The sequence below is a fragment of the Coleofasciculus sp. H7-2 genome, assembly GCF_042747725.1.
GTDB lineage: Bacteria > Cyanobacteriota > Cyanobacteriia > Cyanobacteriales > FACHB-T130 > FACHB-T130.
On record NZ_JBHZGO010000049.1, the window covers coordinates 1 to 16,604 of the forward strand.

Annotated in this window: 16 protein-coding genes and 1 pseudogene; 4 read left to right on the forward strand and 13 right to left on the reverse strand. The window is 47.6% G+C overall.

The window, feature by feature from the left end:
• Window positions 1-14: 14 nt before the first annotated feature.
• Window positions 15-98, forward strand: a complete 84-nt coding sequence (locus ACFW2W_RS12205) for a hypothetical protein (RefSeq protein WP_378173273.1) — start codon at window positions 15-17, stop codon at window positions 96-98.
• Window positions 99-122: 24 nt separating this feature from the next.
• Here the strand turns inward: ACFW2W_RS12205 and pyrR are convergent, their stop codons facing one another.
• The 4 genes from pyrR to ACFW2W_RS12225 all read right to left on the reverse strand — a co-directional run bounded on the left by pyrR (window position 123) and on the right by ACFW2W_RS12225 (window position 2,580).
• The gene (pyrR, locus tag ACFW2W_RS12210) at window positions 123-662 is read right to left on the reverse strand and encodes a bifunctional pyr operon transcriptional regulator/uracil phosphoribosyltransferase PyrR (protein WP_378178013.1); all 540 of its coding nucleotides are present in this window, start codon (window positions 660-662) and stop codon (window positions 123-125) included.
• Window positions 663-871: 209 nt separating this feature from the next.
• Window positions 872-2,023, reverse strand: a complete 1,152-nt coding sequence (cbiB, locus tag ACFW2W_RS12215) for an adenosylcobinamide-phosphate synthase CbiB (protein WP_378178016.1) — start codon at window positions 2,021-2,023, stop codon at window positions 872-874.
• Window positions 1,968-2,411, reverse strand: coding sequence for an Rrf2 family transcriptional regulator (locus ACFW2W_RS12220; RefSeq protein ID WP_378178018.1), 444 nt, complete (start codon window positions 2,409-2,411; stop codon window positions 1,968-1,970). The genes cbiB and ACFW2W_RS12220 overlap by 56 nt, the downstream gene beginning before the upstream one ends.
• Before the next feature lie 31 nt (window positions 2,412-2,442).
• On the reverse strand, window positions 2,443-2,580 hold the full coding sequence (locus ACFW2W_RS12225; RefSeq protein WP_378178020.1) for a hypothetical protein: 138 nt from the start codon (window positions 2,578-2,580) through the stop codon (window positions 2,443-2,445).
• Between the two features lie 224 nt (window positions 2,581-2,804).
• On the opposite strand from ACFW2W_RS12225, the gene ACFW2W_RS12230 reads away from it, so the two are divergent.
• Window positions 2,805-3,218 (forward strand): AbrB family transcriptional regulator, encoded by a 414-nt coding sequence (locus ACFW2W_RS12230; protein ID WP_378178022.1) that lies wholly within the window; start codon window positions 2,805-2,807, stop codon window positions 3,216-3,218.
• 77 nt (window positions 3,219-3,295) lie between these two features.
• Here ACFW2W_RS12230 and ACFW2W_RS12235 read toward each other — a convergent pair whose 3' ends face one another.
• The 7 genes from ACFW2W_RS12235 to ACFW2W_RS12265 all read right to left on the reverse strand — a co-directional run bounded on the left by ACFW2W_RS12235 (window position 3,296) and on the right by ACFW2W_RS12265 (window position 11,556).
• On the reverse strand, window positions 3,296-5,251 hold the full coding sequence (locus ACFW2W_RS12235) for a chloride channel protein (protein ID WP_378178024.1): 1,956 nt from the start codon (window positions 5,249-5,251) through the stop codon (window positions 3,296-3,298).
• Window positions 5,252-5,648: 397 nt separating this feature from the next.
• Complete coding sequence (locus ACFW2W_RS12240) at window positions 5,649-7,325, reverse strand: ArnT family glycosyltransferase (protein ID WP_378178026.1); 1,677 nt, start codon at window positions 7,323-7,325, stop codon at window positions 5,649-5,651.
• Between the two features lie 547 nt (window positions 7,326-7,872).
• Complete coding sequence (locus ACFW2W_RS12245; RefSeq protein ID WP_378178028.1) at window positions 7,873-9,147, reverse strand: recombinase family protein; 1,275 nt, start codon at window positions 9,145-9,147, stop codon at window positions 7,873-7,875.
• Complete coding sequence (locus ACFW2W_RS12250) at window positions 9,144-9,785, reverse strand: restriction endonuclease subunit R (protein WP_378178030.1); 642 nt, start codon at window positions 9,783-9,785, stop codon at window positions 9,144-9,146. The genes ACFW2W_RS12245 and ACFW2W_RS12250 overlap by 4 nt, the downstream gene beginning before the upstream one ends.
• 121 nt (window positions 9,786-9,906) lie before the next feature.
• Complete coding sequence (locus tag ACFW2W_RS12255; protein ID WP_378178040.1) at window positions 9,907-10,266, reverse strand: VOC family protein; 360 nt, start codon at window positions 10,264-10,266, stop codon at window positions 9,907-9,909.
• Between the two features lie 184 nt (window positions 10,267-10,450).
• Window positions 10,451-11,149 (reverse strand): pirin family protein, encoded by a 699-nt coding sequence (locus tag ACFW2W_RS12260; RefSeq protein WP_378178032.1) that lies wholly within the window; start codon window positions 11,147-11,149, stop codon window positions 10,451-10,453.
• Window positions 11,150-11,319: 170 nt separating this feature from the next.
• The gene (locus tag ACFW2W_RS12265; protein ID WP_378178034.1) at window positions 11,320-11,556 is read right to left on the reverse strand and encodes a CDGSH iron-sulfur domain-containing protein; all 237 of its coding nucleotides are present in this window, start codon (window positions 11,554-11,556) and stop codon (window positions 11,320-11,322) included.
• A 116-nt stretch (window positions 11,557-11,672) separates the two neighbouring features.
• Between ACFW2W_RS12265 and ACFW2W_RS12270 the strand changes: the two genes are divergently transcribed.
• On the forward strand, window positions 11,673-11,993 hold the full coding sequence (locus tag ACFW2W_RS12270) for a winged helix-turn-helix transcriptional regulator (RefSeq protein WP_378178036.1): 321 nt from the start codon (window positions 11,673-11,675) through the stop codon (window positions 11,991-11,993).
• Window positions 11,994-11,996: 3 nt separating this feature from the next.
• Here the strand turns inward: ACFW2W_RS12270 and ACFW2W_RS12275 are convergent, their stop codons facing one another.
• Window positions 11,997-13,568 carry a phenylacetate--CoA ligase family protein gene (locus ACFW2W_RS12275; protein ID WP_378178042.1) on the reverse strand — a complete coding sequence of 524 codons (1,572 nt, stop codon included), beginning with the start codon at window positions 13,566-13,568 and terminating at the stop codon, window positions 11,997-11,999.
• Window positions 13,569-13,719: 151 nt separating this feature from the next.
• Between ACFW2W_RS12275 and ACFW2W_RS12280 the strand changes: the two genes are divergently transcribed.
• A complete protein-coding gene (locus ACFW2W_RS12280) occupies window positions 13,720-15,900 on the forward strand; it encodes a protein kinase (protein ID WP_378178038.1) in 2,181 nt (726 codons plus the stop codon).
• Between the two features lie 123 nt (window positions 15,901-16,023).
• Here the strand turns inward: ACFW2W_RS12280 and ACFW2W_RS12285 are convergent.
• A pseudogene (locus ACFW2W_RS12285) lies at window positions 16,024-16,604 on the reverse strand (transposase); the annotation flags it as partial.

A 16,604-nucleotide genomic window follows, 5' to 3' on the forward strand; every position in this document is an offset into this window, starting at 1 on the left:
TCACTCGCAAGACGATTTGTTTTTCCAAGTCCATTTGGCTACATGATGTGGTGATTGGACTGTTCATCAATCGCTATGAGTTTGGCTTGTTAATTTAACTATCGAGCCACACGTCTAGAACATTACCAAAACTTTAATAATTCCACAGCATCCCGTCCATCAATATCTTGTACGTAAACCTTCACCTGTTCTTCTTTGGACGTTGGCAACTTCTTGCCGGTGAAATCTGGATGAATTGGTAACTCCCGCTGCCCTCTATCCACCAGAACGGCTAACCAAATTGCCGCCGGTCTACCATAATCATTAACCGCATTCAGGGCAGCGCGAACGGTACGCCCTTTATAAATGACATCATCCACCAACACTACCGTCTTGCCAGAGAGATCGAAAGGAATGTCAGTTTTGGCGGGTGTGCGAATGCCAATTTGATCCAAATCATCCCGATAGAAGGTAATATCCAGCGCCCCCACTGGCACTTCCACTTGTTCGAGCGCTTCTATCTGACGAGCCAACAGATTGGCTAATACAGCACCTCTGGTATAAACACCGACTAGCACTAACTCAGACAAGTCTCGTGACTTCTCCACCACCTGCGAAGCAATACGATTGAGGGTTCGACGGATTTCGTCTGCGGAAAGAATTTCTATAACTTCGGGAGACATGGTTTAAGAAAATCCGGTGATAACTGCGGGCAAATTACAGCCTCAGTGTACAAGCTCACATCAACTATCATCGTCATCGTTTCAACAAAAATAACTCCCTGTTCCTGGGTGTTGCACAATCAGGCGATGGTGAAAGACTATCCAAATTCAAAGGTATGCTTCCTCCTAGTCAGCAGCGATCGCCCATTGAGTTCACCTGATCAGGCGATTTAAAGAGTCATCAAGTTGATTCCCAGCGATCGCCCGCTTCTAAACCCCAACAGCAGCAAGATGGCGATCGCTATCCCCAACCAAATCAAAAAGTTATATCGCGTTAGCTGCAAGGCTCGTTGAATGCGTTCTGCATTGATAGGCTGGAGGTCATCTCCCAGTAAGGCTTTGTGTTTAGCAACGCCGCGATACCAATTCGTTCCCCCCACCTGAACGCCCAAAATTGCCGCATAGGCGCACTCACTCCAGCCAGAGTTAGGACTAGGATCTTTCGTCGCATCGCGTTGACAAATACTCCAAACATACCCAGGTTTTCTAGATAGTAAAGCTAGGGTAATCACCGTTAATCGGCAAGGCAACCAAGTCAGGATATCTTCTAATTTGGCACTAAACCAACCCAAATCGGTGTAGGGTGCTTCTCGATAGCCGACCATTGAATCTAGGGTACTGGCGGCTTTGTAGGCAAGGGCGAGAGGAACAGTTCCTAGTAAAGGTAAAAATGCCCCGACAATCGCATAAAAAAGGGGTGCCATCACTCCATCGGTAGCATTTTCTGTGACGGTTTCCAAAACAGCCCGAAGAATTTCTGGCTTTTGGAGATTTTCGGTATCGCGTCCTACATATTGACTCAACTTAGAACGCGCCCTGACAATATCATTCGCATTCAGGGGTTGCAAGACATCTTCAGCAGCAGCTCTCAAACTTCGACCGGCGAAACAACTGGCGAGTAAAATACTTTCTATGGCAATTCCTAAAAAAGGATGCAGCCAGTTCGCGGCTTGAACGATTAACCACCCCATCCAGTAGCTGCCACTTATCAGTCCAATTCCTAAAATTACTCCAGCCCATCGGAGTGTGAGAGGATGATTAAATAGTTGGAAAGTTATCTGGGTGTAGCGAGAAATTAGCCCGCCCATGACTCGTACTGGGTGAGGCCAACCCCACGGATCGCCGATGATGTAATCAAAAAGGGAAGCGATCGCTAATGATAGGACTGAGAGATGAGGACTGTTAGCGAAACGGTGCGAAGCACGGACTGCGGCAAATAAATCTTGGAAATTCACAACACCAAAGCTGCCAGAGCGCTGACAGTTTCTATACAACAAAACTGGTTTCTTCGCCTTGGGCGGCTTGCCAGCTGCGAGCGTCATAGTAAAGGTCTGCCAGTGTAATACTGTACAACGCTTCTTTAAGTTTTTGATGCAATCGGTGCCAAAGTGTAAATGTTACCCAATCCTCAGCAAGCTCTGCGTCAGGGGTATGACGAGGCAGCGGTTCAATCGTTTCACCGACTGCTTCTAATATTTCTCCCAGGGAAATTTGTGCTGGGGCGCGGGACAGTTGATACCCCCCCTGGGCACCTCGAACTGATTGGACTAACCCGGATCGACGCAACTCTATCAACAATTTTTCCAGATAGGGTGCGGGTAAGTCTTGTCGAGTTGCGATCGCTTTTACTGAAGTCGGTCCATACCCAGGTTGTAAACTCAAATCCAGCAGCGCTTTAACACTGTAGTGTCCACGGGTTGTCAGCTTCATACTGGAAAAAATTCCTCAGGGTAATGGATAATTAGTCAGCGGTCACGGGTCGGTAGTCAATGGAAGAAAAAAACAACTGAGAAGCGATCGCTAATGATAGACTAACGACTACCCTACAGCGTACCCCTCCATTTTTTCTCAGGTTGATGCTGTGAGGAAATCCGATCATCGAGATGCATCGGTTGTTCGCAAGGTACAGATATTTCTGCTTAAGCAAGAACTTTGATCAAAAAGGTTGCTGTTTAATAAATTATCGATAGATTGAACTAACTTTCCCCAATCCGTGTGATATAGTTTTATGAGCTGATATAAAGCTAAGCTAAAATTAGCTTAGAAACAGTCAGTGGAAAACGCTGTACACCCTCTGTATTCCTTACTTTTCGCTCCAAGTTGATGAATAAAAAGAAAAAGATCGACCCTCTAACTGGGGAAGCGCTAGTCAAGAAAGTTAAAGAGCTAGAAAGCCTCAGCAAAGAAGAAAAGGCTAGAGCCTGCGGTTACTACACTGTTACAAAAAGCGGTGTAGAGCGGGTGAATATGATGAAGTTCCTGAATGCTCTCATTGATGCTGAAGGAATTGAGTTAGACGGCAAACAAAGTGGCAACGGACGAGGCGGTCGCAGTGCCAGCTATCGAATTAGCGTCCAGTCTAACCATAATTTGCTGATTGGCTCGGCTTACACTAAGCAGATGGGACTCAACCCAGGGGATGAGTTTGAAATCTCTTTGGGACGGAAGCACATTCATCTGCGACAACTGGATAGAGAAGAAGGAGCTGAAGACGAAGAATTGGAAGAGGCATCCTAAACTAAAGTTTCACTCAGCAGTCATTAGCGATCGCTCATTGGTAACAAACCAATGAGCGATCGCAATGCTCTAAGTTTTCAAACTGTTTGCTTGAGCGATAAATTTAACTCCTTCGGTACCGGATTGAGAGGAAGATAGCGACGCAGTGTCTTGCGGGTGGCAGCGACACTATATGCTAGAGCGATTCCCTCTTGTTCCAGCACACCTAACACTTGTTGGGGGCGATCGCGGTCAACGACGGGTAACTGGTGGAGACCGCGTGCTGCCATCCGGTCTAAAGCTTCAGCCACCGATTCATCAGGGTTGGCATACAGAATTTCAGTCGTGCAGATGTCAGCAACTGGCTGATGAGCCAGATGACTGGTTAAATTGCTAGAGACATTGCAAATAACGTTGTTTGTTTCTACTGTTTCAGTAGGAGCAATGACTGGCGTCCGAGCTGTAGACATGGCTCGATTAATATCCTGTAAAGTAACGATGCCAATTAACTGCTCGGCATCATCAATTACTAAAGCGCTGCGCCAGCGGCCATTCGTCAAAGCTAGACCTGCCTCTAATACTGATAAAGAACCGCTCAGCATCAAACCTGGTTCCTGCATTGCTTCTGCAACTGATATTTGTTGCAAAATTTCCAGTTGCTGGTCTTTCTCCACATTGAGTTCCAGCTGCTGGAGATTTTGACCTTTAGTTGGCGCTGGCTGGAAGCGCTCCACCAGCCAGATGCTCAACCCGACTGCTGCCATCAGCGGCAAAACAATCCGGTAGTCGCGCGTTAGCTCAAACATTAACAGAATCGCCGTCAGGGGTGCCCTGGCGCTGCCAGCGAGAACTGCTGCCATTCCCACCATCGCGTAAGCAGGGGGTGCGGCAATCTGAATCGGTGCGGCACAGAGCATCGCTGCCAGAATTTTTCCATAAGCTGCCCCCAAGGAAGCACCGAGGAACATAGCAGGAGCAAAGATACCACCCACCAAACCGCTACCCAGACTAATCGCCGTCACGATCAGCTTGACCGCTAGCAGGGCGAGCAGTAACCCCAAAGAAAAATCTACATCCTGAAGCATGGCGGCAATCGTTTCGTAGCCGATGCCCAGAATTTGGGGCCATTGCAAAGCAACCAAGCCCAAACAAGCACCGCCTATTACCGGACAAAGCGATCGCGGCACCTTTCCCAACCACTCAAAACCGGCAACCTGTCCGCGAAAGAAACGACGAGCCAGTTGAATCGACTGGGTATAGGTCAGCGACACCAAACTCGCTAATACCCCCAATCCCAGATAAAGCGGTAATTCTAGAGGACTGCGGACTTCATAGACGGGCAGAGTAAAAGCAGGCTGGGCACCCAAACCAATCTGAGCAATCAAAGACGCCACAACTGCTGCCAGCAACACGACGCTAACGGCTGAAGTGGCAAAGGTGGTTCCCAAGACTACCTCTAAGGCGAAGAAAACACCGGCAATCGGGGCATTAAAACCAGCCGCTAGACCCGCCGCTGCTCCAGCACCCAGGAGTAACTGCTGCCTTTCTCTAGAGACTTGCAGCACTTGACCGAGCAGCATTCCAAAATTGCCGCCAATTTCCACGCTAGGCCCTTCTGGACCTAAAGAGGCTCCACTGCCTAGGGAAACAGCAGCCGCTACCATCTTGGTGACGGGTCGCAGGGGTAGCAACTCTCGGACGCCTTGGGCAGCGGCAATCAGCGAGGAGATACTGGGGCCAAAATCAGGCCAAGCAAGGCGCATTAAACCAACGATTAATCCTCCCAGAATGGGAATACAAGCTAAAGTCCAGGCACCCCAGCCCGCAATTATTCCCATCACACCTTCCAGCATCAAGCTGTGGATGATAGCGATTAAATAGTGAAACGTGACAACGCCCATCCCAGTGCCGGTGCCAATTAATACAGCCAACAGCAGGACGACGCTTTCGGGTGAGGGTTGGAGTCGATTGAGAATTTTAGTAAGACGGGAAGCAGGGGAAGTTGGTGCGGATGATTCCGGCAGCAACACATCTGACAATGGAGTGGCGTTCATTGATGAGGGTTAACAGGAAAAATGAGAAAAAGCTTAATTTTTATTCATGATTTTCATTGTAGCTGCGAGCGATTGGCTATCAGCTTCAAAAGGCGAACCATTAGGGAAAATTTTGAGTTTTTAGTCTGGATAAACAGAGCATCCAGAATTTTACTGGTTTATGGTTCGCGCGATGTGCAACATTAATGTGTGAAAGCTTAATTGTTATCCTTAGCGATCGCCTTCCCAAGGCAATCCATTTCGGTTAATCTCTCCTCAATCCTTTTTTACCAGGAAAAAGGCTGAAAGTTCCGCTCCCTTCCCACACAGAGATGGAGCTTAGGGAAAACCTTAACCAATCAGTATGGCTTCCGTGCGATCGCTAGAGATATTTGCAAAAAGTTGTGCTATTGACAATTTACTGGCTGATGCCTGCTTTCTCATCTCTGACCTGTGGCTTCTGACTCTTCACTTGTCTGACGGCTGCCCGTTTAGTAATTAGCCGCCAACCCTCAGCCTGATTAATCGATTTCATCGGCTTTAAATTCAGCTGGTTAAAGGTGGGTTGGTCAAGTAAAAAATAAGGTTGAGCGTCGCCTTTCCAACGTTGCTGGAGTTCGGCATCTGTTGCGGGGATGACTTGGCGATCGCTATAAAAATTCAGAGAAGGACGGGCAAGATCGTAGGATGTGTAGATTGGCTTACCGATGGGAGTGTTGCGCTTAATCATCGCGGCGACGGGTTTAACCGGATAGGCTTCTGCGAGTTCCCAAATCCAGTGCGGCGATGTCATGAATATCAGTAGCGTCACATACGTACCCCAAAATAGCAGCGGCATAAATTGCAGGTCTTTTTGATAAACCAAAATTGCCGTTATCAGTAAAGTCAAAGCAGCAGATGCAAACACCAATTGCAAATTCCAGTTCGGTTGGGGGCCAAATGCGGCAAAATAAAAACTACCGCTTAGCGCCAGTAAACCCATGACCGTCAAAAGCGGTACCCAAGGGCGGGGATAAGATTTACTACTGGGCGCATTCCAAACTTCAGCTAGCTGGGCACCCCCCGCTAAAGCCACTGCTGGGTAAATCGGCAGCACATACCAGGGAAGTTTGGTTCCCATCACCGAAATGGCTGCTAGATAAACGCCAATCCACACCAGTACCAGTTTTGCCCAGCTCATATTGCGATTTTCCCAAGCAAGGCGCAATCCTTGGGGCAACAAGAATAACCAGGGCCATCCGTACTTTAAGATTTCCAATAGATAGTACCAGGGGGGACCCGCGTGATTCTCGACGGGTGTCCAAATCCGCTGCAAGGATTGACTGAAGATGCCGGTATTCACGAAGGTCTGCCCGTAGTGGAGGAGTTGGGCACCATACCAAGCGGCAACCGGCACACTGCCCAAGAGCAAACCAATCCAGAAATAGAGGGAAGTCAACAGTCTGGGAGTATCCCAAGCTAAAAACACCAGAGCGATGTTTAAAAGCAATAATCCCATCATGCCTTTGGTAAGGCAAATCAACCCAAACCCCACACCGGCACCCAGAGCGTAGCGCAAGTCTCGGCGCGATCGCAACACGCACCACATCATCAACAGGAAAAAGCACAGCACTGCCCCATCCAGCATCGCCAGACGCCCATGACGCACAACGGGCAGTAGCGTCAAGTAAATTAAAGCCGAGAAAAGAGCGGGAAGGCGTCGCCGGAATAGTTCCCGACCAATGCTATACAAAAGCGGCACACAAGCGGCACTCAGCAGCGCCCCAGGTAGGCGCGTTGTCCACTCATTCACACCGCCAATTGCGTAGGCACCAGCAACCAGCAGATGCATTAGAGGCGGTTTATTTAGATACTCCGTACCTCCCAACGTCGGGTACAGCCATCTCAAAGAATCAAACTTTGCCTGCCAAATCTCACGAGCAACCTGAGCAACCGTTCCCTCATCCCAATCTCGTAAAGGCAGTACGCCCAGATTTATTCCAAATAGCAGTATAGCCGCTAGGAATAACCCTAAGACCCACAGCCTTTCCACCCATCTGTCAGCTCCTCCAATCTTGTTTTTTGAACGACCCCACGCAAAAGTTTGACGATCCATATTTAACCAAGCCCGTGGTATTTAGCGGCAATCCAACTTCATTACCTGCGATTTATCTCACTCAATCATCTGACTAAAATCACAAGGTAAGTTTCCATGTACTAATAAAGTTTGCATAAATCTATAGAGTAAAGCCGGATTTTCTATCTTAAATACGACTTACGCGCCAGTAACGGAAAAATGAACCGCTTAAGCGTTGCAAAGCGCTCTCTTCGCTTTAGACACGAAGGAATCAGAGTTTGAGAGAGTTTTTGCGTAAGTCCTGTTAAAGTGACTTGGGAAGACTCTCGCCATGCCTGCCCTAATCCTGTAGGACAATCCTCAGAGTTGGAAACACTCGCAGAGTTGAAACCCAGTTTTACAGCAGTCAGAAGCTAGTTTCGTTCCGAATTATAAAATTTATACCAGTAGTGAGAGTCATACGGAAATTTTTTTTATCATCTATCGGCTTATTTAGCATCACCACCGTGCCAAGTGTAACGCCGACTTTACTCTGTTAGCGTAAGCGTTGCGGTGTTAAGAGCTAACAGCATTTTATCGTTAATCGCTAAAAGATAAAAACTAGCTTAATCTCCCAAGATGAATCCTGGCGGGTAATTTCAATCTGGCGAATGAATTCTCGAAAGTAGAATCGTCGCTCTGATTCTGACAAATCTAGCCAAAATTGTGAGATAGATACAGCCTGCGCGATCGCTTGTAAATCCACTGGCGGCAGACTCGCCATCCGCGATTGCAATTGAGAGATTTCTGTGCGTAGTTTGTAGGCGCGTAACTGGGCAGTTTCTGAATCCAGAATGCCATTATCTGTAAGCGTCGGCAACTGAGCTAAGATATCTTGCTTGGCGACAATTTCATTGGTAATGGTGCCCTTAATTCCATCTATATTGGGAACATTCATTGCCGCTACTGCACGGGGTAAATCTTGGCAGATTCTCTCAATCGTTTGTTCCAACACTTCCTGATAAGAAATAGCCCGACATTTGGGCTGTTTAAAGCACTTAGTTGGGCGCAGATACAGATATTCTCCCTGTTTGCGAGAGGCTGTGACGCGGGTAATCGTCATTGGCGACTGGCACTCCCCACAAACAACTAACCCAGCTAGAGAACGATTCGCACTGGCGGTGCGAGGCGGCAGACGGCGGTTGCGGCGCAGCAGGCGGTCAATTTGCGCGGCTTCTTCCCTGGATACGATGGCAGCATGGGTATCGGAAAGAACCTGACCATTTTGATACCCAGTGTCACCCCGATAGACTGGGTTAGTCAGCCAGCGGTGCCCAGTAGACACAGAAATTTTCTTGCCGTATTTCTTTTCTAGATACCGAACTGCACCGCGTAAAGAACCATACAGCAGAAATTGTTCAAAAAAATCTTTGACTACCGGCGCGGCGCTGCGGTCTAGGATGTAGCGATCTTTGCCTCGTCGGTAGCCGTAAGGGGCTTTTCCAGGCGCTGGCGACGCTTTGAGCCGCCGCTCTGCGTGTCCTTGGCGGATGCGACGGCGGCGCTGCCGACTCTGAATTTCTTGCAGGAGTTGGAGGGGTGTCTGATGATACGCGCCTGACTCAGTGGTAATAATTTGAATGCCGAGGGATTCGAGATCAAAGATGCGATCGCATACTTCCTCCACCGAGTCTCCCAGTTCTGCCAGTCGTCTGATTAATAAATAATTAGCGGGTTCTTCTTTACAGTCTTCTAACAGCTGCCGCAGTTGTTGACGCCCCCCCAAATCTTGATAAAGGCCATCTATTTCCCAACCCCAAATCAAGGGATCGGGCGCAGCTTCAAGCAACGGGTCAGTGTAGGAATATGCAATAATTTTCATTGCATAATTAATCCACCAAGACCCTTTAAAATGCTCAGGACACGATACAAGTCATTTTCGCGTTTGAGGAGCGAAAACTCATCTGACATCGCGTATTGAGCGGAATAGGCATCTTGTCTGGTATCCTGAACCAGTTTTAGGAAGATGAAGTGACTGCCATTTGTGATTAATCCAAAAATGGGTTTGTCAGGATGGAGATTGCCCAACATATAAGCGAGAGCCTGCGGTATCCCCACTTCAATTGAAACGCCAATTTTAGATTCGATGACGAGTACCCACAATTGGTTGTGCAACACCAGAACATCAATCTCTCCCTTGACGACTTCTTCTTCGTCCTCAACAGAGATTTCTACTCCTGGTTCTCCGTCAATTTCAAAGGGAGGCTGATAAAAACCCGCTAATTCCAGCAGCGGAGATAACACTACCATTTTGACGATGCTTTCTATCATCGGGCGGCGCTTAGTTAAGTGGAGATAGTTGCTTTTAATTCGGTCTAAAGCTTGTTTTTCTAAATCGGAAAGTGCTGGTAAGTTTATTACCCATTCTGTAAAAAAATGGTCGTTGGCAGCAAGTTGTAAGTGAAATTTGTCTTCTAAGTATCCGAGAGTTACTTTATTGGCTTGGATTATCTGAACCATAATTTTATTGAGGAGAAAAACGTTAGCCGCATAGAATTATAGAGGCGATCTTTATCAGAATCTGAGATAGCGATCGCACTTCGTTGTCAAAAGCGCTCGTATAGGATTCATGGCTGACAGCTCACTCACCTAGCTCAATGATGTTTCCATCAGGATCTTGAGTAAACAGTGCAGCGCGACCAGAAGCGCTCATTTGTACGGGGTAGTTGTGAGCCACAAGATGCTCCTTAGCAGCGTCTAAGTTGGCTACTAAGAAGGCTAAATGGCGATTCCGACCCAATTTCTCGGAATTTACTAAATCTGATGGTATAGAGTCGGCAACAATCAGGTGAATTTGAAACTCGCCGACTTGATACCACGCGCCGGGAAATTTCAGCACTCTATCCACCTTAGATAATCCCAACACGTTACCGTAAAATTGCTCGGCTCGTTCCAAGTCAGAAACGAGAATGGCTGCATGGAGACATTGAGTAATCTGCATTGCTAGTTTGCTTTTGCCCGTAATCATACCATTCTCCCCTGTAGACGAACGACTTTTTCAAACCCAAAAACTGAGTTGTAGAAATAAAGCGATCGCTCGACTTATGGCACGTAAAGAACCGTATGATTAAGATCCATGACCGAAATCATTTTCTTCGCCTCAACCAAATTTAAAACCTCGGCTATTATGCCAAATCAAACAACAGAAATTCTGTGTTATTTTTGGCTTCTATAACAATCTTGTTTTCATCACTCATTGCAGCGCCATCTCCAGAAACCAATAACTTACCATTCAAACTGATATCGCCTTTGATAACTTGCAGCCAAGCATGACGGTTAGGTTTGATTTGATAATCAACCTGCTGTCCAGCATCAAGCAAAGTTGCGTAAATATTGGCATCTTGATGGATAGTAACAGAACCATCCCGACCATCTTGAGAAACAATCAAACGGAGATTGCCGTGTTTTTCCTCAGGCGAATACATTTTCTGCTCATATCCAGGTTCTAATCCTTTTTGATTTGGCATAATCCAAATTTGCAGAAAATGCACTGAGTCAGTTTTAGAATGGTTATATTCGCTGTGAGTAACTCCTGTACCAGCGCTCATGATTTGCACTTCGCCCGGACGGATTATGGAACTGGTTCCCATGCTATCTTTATGCTCTAAAGCACCTTCTAGCACGTAGGAAATGATTTCCATATCTCGATGAGAATGTGCCCCGAAGCCTTGGTTCGCTTGCACTCTGTCTTCGTTAATTACGCGCAGACTTTTAAATCCCATATGCTGGGAATCGTAATAGTTGGCAAAGGAGAATGAATGATAAGAATTGAGCCAACCATGATTAGCGTGTCCGCGTTCTTCTGCTTTCCGAATTGCAATCATTTTTCTCTCCTATTTAACTTAAATTTCTGCTAGATAAAGCCTGGAGTTACCCAATTTTTAGAGATGCGATTTATCTCGTATGCTTACGCAGGCTAAGAAGATGGGAGAAGTTGCTAATTTGTGCAAGTAAACTTTGTTTAGATAGGCTATGCCTTCCAGCATGAAGAATGCTAAATTTTACTGTGCGAACCATCACAAAACGGTGAATTACTGGTGTATTTACACTGGCATAATGCTACCTGTTTTTTCTCTTCCAGTGCGAACTTTACAGGTGTAAATTCGGTGCCTTGATGGGAACCATCGCAGTAAGGTTGATTTTGAGATTGACCGCAACTGCACCAAAAGTAAGTACCCGGTTCAAGCGCCAGAACGATAGGTTTTTTATCTACAATAATTGGTTCAATCATTTTTGTTCTCCTTTGTTTCTTTTTGGGAGTTGTTTTTGTATATGTATAGTTTAAAAAATGTAACTATAAAATGTAAAGTATGCACTTTAAAGTAAGATAGTACCCAAAAAGATACTATGGAAGCCAAAAGCGAGAATCTTGAAAGGAAGACCTGTCCGGCAGAAACTACCTTAAAAGCAATTAGCGGACGCTGGAAGCTTTTGATTGTGGGAGAACTATGGTCAGGAGTTAAACGATTTGGGGAACTGCAAAGAGGATTGGAGGGAATCACTCAAAAGATGCTGACGCAGCAACTGAGAGAGATGGAAGAAGACGGAATTATCCATCGCCAGGTTTATCCGCAGATTCCCCCGAAAGTGGAATATTCTTTGACGCCTTTAGGGGAAAGTTTGAAACCGATTATCCATGCAATGCACGAATTAGGCACGCAATTGTAGAAATTATTTGCGGGTGTAGCGATGCTTCACTCCAATGGGAAAATATTCTGGATCGCCGCTTGGAGTTAAGGTAACTTGCGGCATTTGGTATGGTGGGGGGACGTAGTTGGCAAACTCGCTGTTGAGGCGTAGTAGCTGGGAAAGAATGGAAGATGCGATCGCTTCCTGCTTATCTTCACTTTCTTGCACTTCTGGCGCTAACTCCACAACAACCGACAAGAAGCGGTTTTTATCTGCATCTTCCTGAACTTGCATGACAAACTTCCCCGTCACCCACTCTCTAATCGTGGGTTGTTCTAACCCCACCGTCACATTTTCGGGGTAAATATTTGCGCCGAAATAGGAAACCGTGAAATTAGACCGTCCAAACACATAAACGAACGGTAAGGGAGGAATTCCTCTTTCTGTAGCTCGCGCCGCCGGATTTAGTTCTGGTAGCCCTAAGCTGGAAGTTTGGGGGTGAGTGATGGTACTTTCACCTTGCAACGCCGCTACTGGATCGAATTCCCATTCTGCTAAAAACTGGAGCATCGCATCGTAAGAAATTAAGCCCCCCGTATCGGAGATATGATAGCGGATCAGCGGAATCCCGTTATCGCCTGAAAACAGCAATGTGCCCTCGTGAACCTCAAAAAAGCGACTCAGTGGGTCATACTGTACCAGTGTTGGCAAGCGAGATTCTCCAAACAGTGCCTTAGCAGCATCTGGATATTCTGCCAGAAACCGCCGGATGCGGATACTCAGGGGGGTTTCGTTACCTAAGACGCCTGCATCGGCTGTCCCATAGAGCGAAGCTGAGTCATAGCAAGGATTTTGAGAACCGACTCTTTCTCCGACAAGATTGCGCCATTCTTCGCTGAAGACTTCTCCCGCAAAGACCATTTTGATGTGATATCGCTGCCACTCTACACCCCGCGCCATGCCACTATCAATTACATCCTTCAAAAATGGCGGATATCCCAACAGCACGACTTGCTCAAATGCAGAACCCAGTTCTTGCACCACTCGAAATATCTCTTCTTTGTGATTGCCGGGAGTAATCACAGTAATGGGGTATCCTTTACTGGCTAGATAGCGACAGCAGTTCGCTGTGTACATTCCACCAACCCAAGTCCCCAAGGTAAAGCAGATGACAGCCAAGGTGCGGCGGGTGTCAGCCTGAAAACTATCATGAAATATCTGTTCAAAGCGAATGGCTATTTGCAGTTCATCCGTCAGGAAACGAGGCCAAAATGTCGGCTTTCCTGTTGAACCGGAAGAAACAGCAATCGTATCGCACGCTTCTAATTGTCCATTGCGGCACAAGTCTGCAAGTGAGTGACGCAACAGGTAATTTTCTTTGGTAATGAAGGGAAGTTTTTGGAAATCCTCAAAAGTTTGTATCGAATCCGGATCGATAGCCTGTTCCTGCACAAAAGCTTGGTAGGCGGGGACAGTCGTAGCAACCTCGTGAAATAATTGCATCGTAGCGGCTTCTGGGGAGGTGCTGCGATACTGTTGCAGCCGCCACTGGAGGGGAGTATTCAGGAACGCTTGAAAAGCTGTGAGTACCCGTTGACGTTGTTCTTCCAGCATTGTCCTCTGTCTCAATTTTGTTATTAAGATCGGGCTAACGTAGGGAAAGCGATCGCTTTCAATCGCTTTCATCGATCGCATCACTTGGTACAATCTCGGTCAATTTGTTATACCGTTACTGGATCTTCCACAGAATTGCCCCAGGTTAATCATGCCCCTCTATTGCACCAAAGGACACGAGAATCCCATCGATGGTCGCTTTTGCCAGCATTGTGGCGAACCGCTGCCTTCAGTGGTGAGTAATAGTATTTTGCCGGGGATGACGCTAGGCGATCGCTATCGAATTGTGCGCGAACTGGGACATGGTGGCTTTGGACGCACCTATTTGGCTGAAGACCTCAACCGCTTCAACGAACCCTGTGTTTTAAAGGAATTTGCCCCCAAGGTGCAAGGCACTTACGCTTTGCAGAAAGCTTCCGAACTGTTTGAGCGGGAAGCCGGTGTCCTTTACAAGCTGAAACACCCGCAAATTCCCAACTTTCGAGAGTTATTTCGGGTAAACCAGCAAGGCAACGGACGCCTCTTTTTAGTACAAGACTATGTGGAAGGTCAAACCTATCGCGCTTTCCTCGATACTCGGAAATTTCAGCGATCGCGGTTTAGCGAGGCGGAGGTACGACAGATCCTACTGCAAATTTTACCGGTTCTAGAATATATCCATTCGCTGGGGGTCATTCACCGCGATATTGCCCCAGATAACATGATTTTGCGAGCTTCTGACCAACTGCCCATTTTGATTGACTTTGGCGGCGTCAAGGAAGTCGCAGCCACGGTGGAATCGGAATTTAGCGAAACACCAGGGATGGAAACAGCGACCATCCATACTCGATTAGGAAAGCCCGGATACGCCCCTGATGAGCAGATGCAACGGGGAATTGTGTTTCCCCATAGCGATTTATATGCTTTGGCAGCAACGATGTTGGTGCTGCTCACTGGTAAACAGCCGCAAGAGCTAATCGACGGCGGAACGCTTTCGTGGAACTGGCGGCGGGAGGTGAACCTTAGTCCCGCACTGGGGGCAGTATTGGATAAAATGCTTTCACGACGACCGGGCGATCGCTATCAATCGGCCAGCGCCGTACTACAGAGCCTCTCATCTGCCCACCCACCTACAGCACCCGTTCCTCCCACTCAGCCGCCCACCAAGCCCCCGATGCCACCGACAATGGTGGTTGCTCGTGCCCCAATTCCCCATCCACCCCAGCCAATCGCCAACTCACCACAGCCAATTCCAACTCCTAATCCATTAGCGCCGCCAACGCCCAACCGGCAAACCTCAACCCCCAAACCTCAATCTCCATTTCTCGGCTTAGTGGGGAAAACTTTGGCCGTGTCGCTGCTGATTACGGGTGCTACTGGAATCGGCTGGTGGGCGGGCAATCTGTGGATAGAATCCCTGTCAAAGTCGGGGGAAGAAACCTCCGACGCCACACCCTCACCCAGTTCTTCGCCGCCAGTCGATCAAGAAAATCCTTCGGCGCAGTTCTCACCTGCGGAACAGGCACGCAAGCAACAGCTGCGCGATCGCCGTCAGAGTCTCGGCGTTAACTATAATTTCTATGTCAACTGGGTGAATGAAGCTTTCTGGACTCAGAACCCCAATCAACGGGGACGCACGCTGGGCAATGGCTCAGAAAATGAGCAATTGCGAGAGCAATGGGACAAGACAGCTACTGAATTGCTCGATAAGCTAGAGCAGGCGAAATTACCGGGCGCAGCGAGACAGCGTTTGGGAAGCTATGGTGCGGCGGATCGCGATCGCTGGAAGGGGCAAGTCAACCAGCTACGGCTGAGCAGTCGCGGTCTCTACGATCTCGCAGATGTGGCATTTTTCCAGATATTTCCAGAACAGCGGGGCAAAGATTTTCTGAATCAGCCGATAGGTCAAATCTGGCACGCGATCGCTGGGGAGAAAGTCAAAGCAGTGCAATCTAAAGACGCGCTGGAAACGATTCGCTTTGCTCCGGGGGCTGTGGGCAAACGAGTCAGCGGCACCCTCCAACCAGGCGAAGGAAAAGCCTACATCGGCAACTTTGGCGCAGATCAATTATTGGCACTTAACTTTAGCGGTAGTTCAAAACTGCGGCTTTCCCTTTATCCCCCAACCAGCACGCTTCCGCCAATCCTCGAAGACTCAACCGAAAAAACTTGGTCGGGAACGCTGCCTCAATCAGGCTACTACGAATTCATCGTTGTTTCCGAAGCTTCCCAGCCCGTTGATTATCAACTTGATATCGGCGTAGAAAACCCTCCCGCATCTCCCTCACCGTCACCGTCTGCAACCCCCATTCCCTCACCTGAATCGGCTGAAACTACCACTCCTTCACCCTAACAGGACTCGCCGCACATCACCACATAGTAAGGGCAACCACAGGGGGATTGAACCCGAAAAAACGCTATATGTAGGGCTTGCTGAATAAGTAATGGAAAACCAGGAGAAGGATGGATTAGTTATTCAAACCCACGAAAGTATAAGTTTCTGTTTTCTCTCATGAGGTGAGCGATAGCTTTTGATAATGAATAAGCCGGAAACAGGTGTTGTTTTCAGAAATCGGCAGAGAAACACACAAAAAACCCGTCTGAGCCAGGTAGAAAGATTGATGACTAAAAAAGTAATAGCAATGGCTGTTTGAGAAGTATGAGAAAGTTTAGCCATGACTCGATTGAGACTAAATCTTCGTTTGGCTTGTCCGAACTTTCCCTCAATAGAATTCCGAATGCTCTCATCTTCTAGAGCCGGCTTCTTTTGTTCTCGACTCTCATGGACTGGAGGTCTTCCTAAGGGCGGCCCACTGATTCTAATTCCTCTTTCTTTACACCAAGCTCGGTTCTAAGACAGTGCGATAAATGCGCTCGACATGAACGGATTCTGGATAATATCCGGTGTAGCTATAATAGGCTTCTATTTATGCTTTGAAGTCTCCCGATTCGTTAAAGTTATCCCAACTAATCCGGTCTAAAAATACGTATCCATCCCAGCAACTCGCTGATAATTTGGTGCCAAACTCTACGGGAGTTCCCGCTTTACCTCTGACA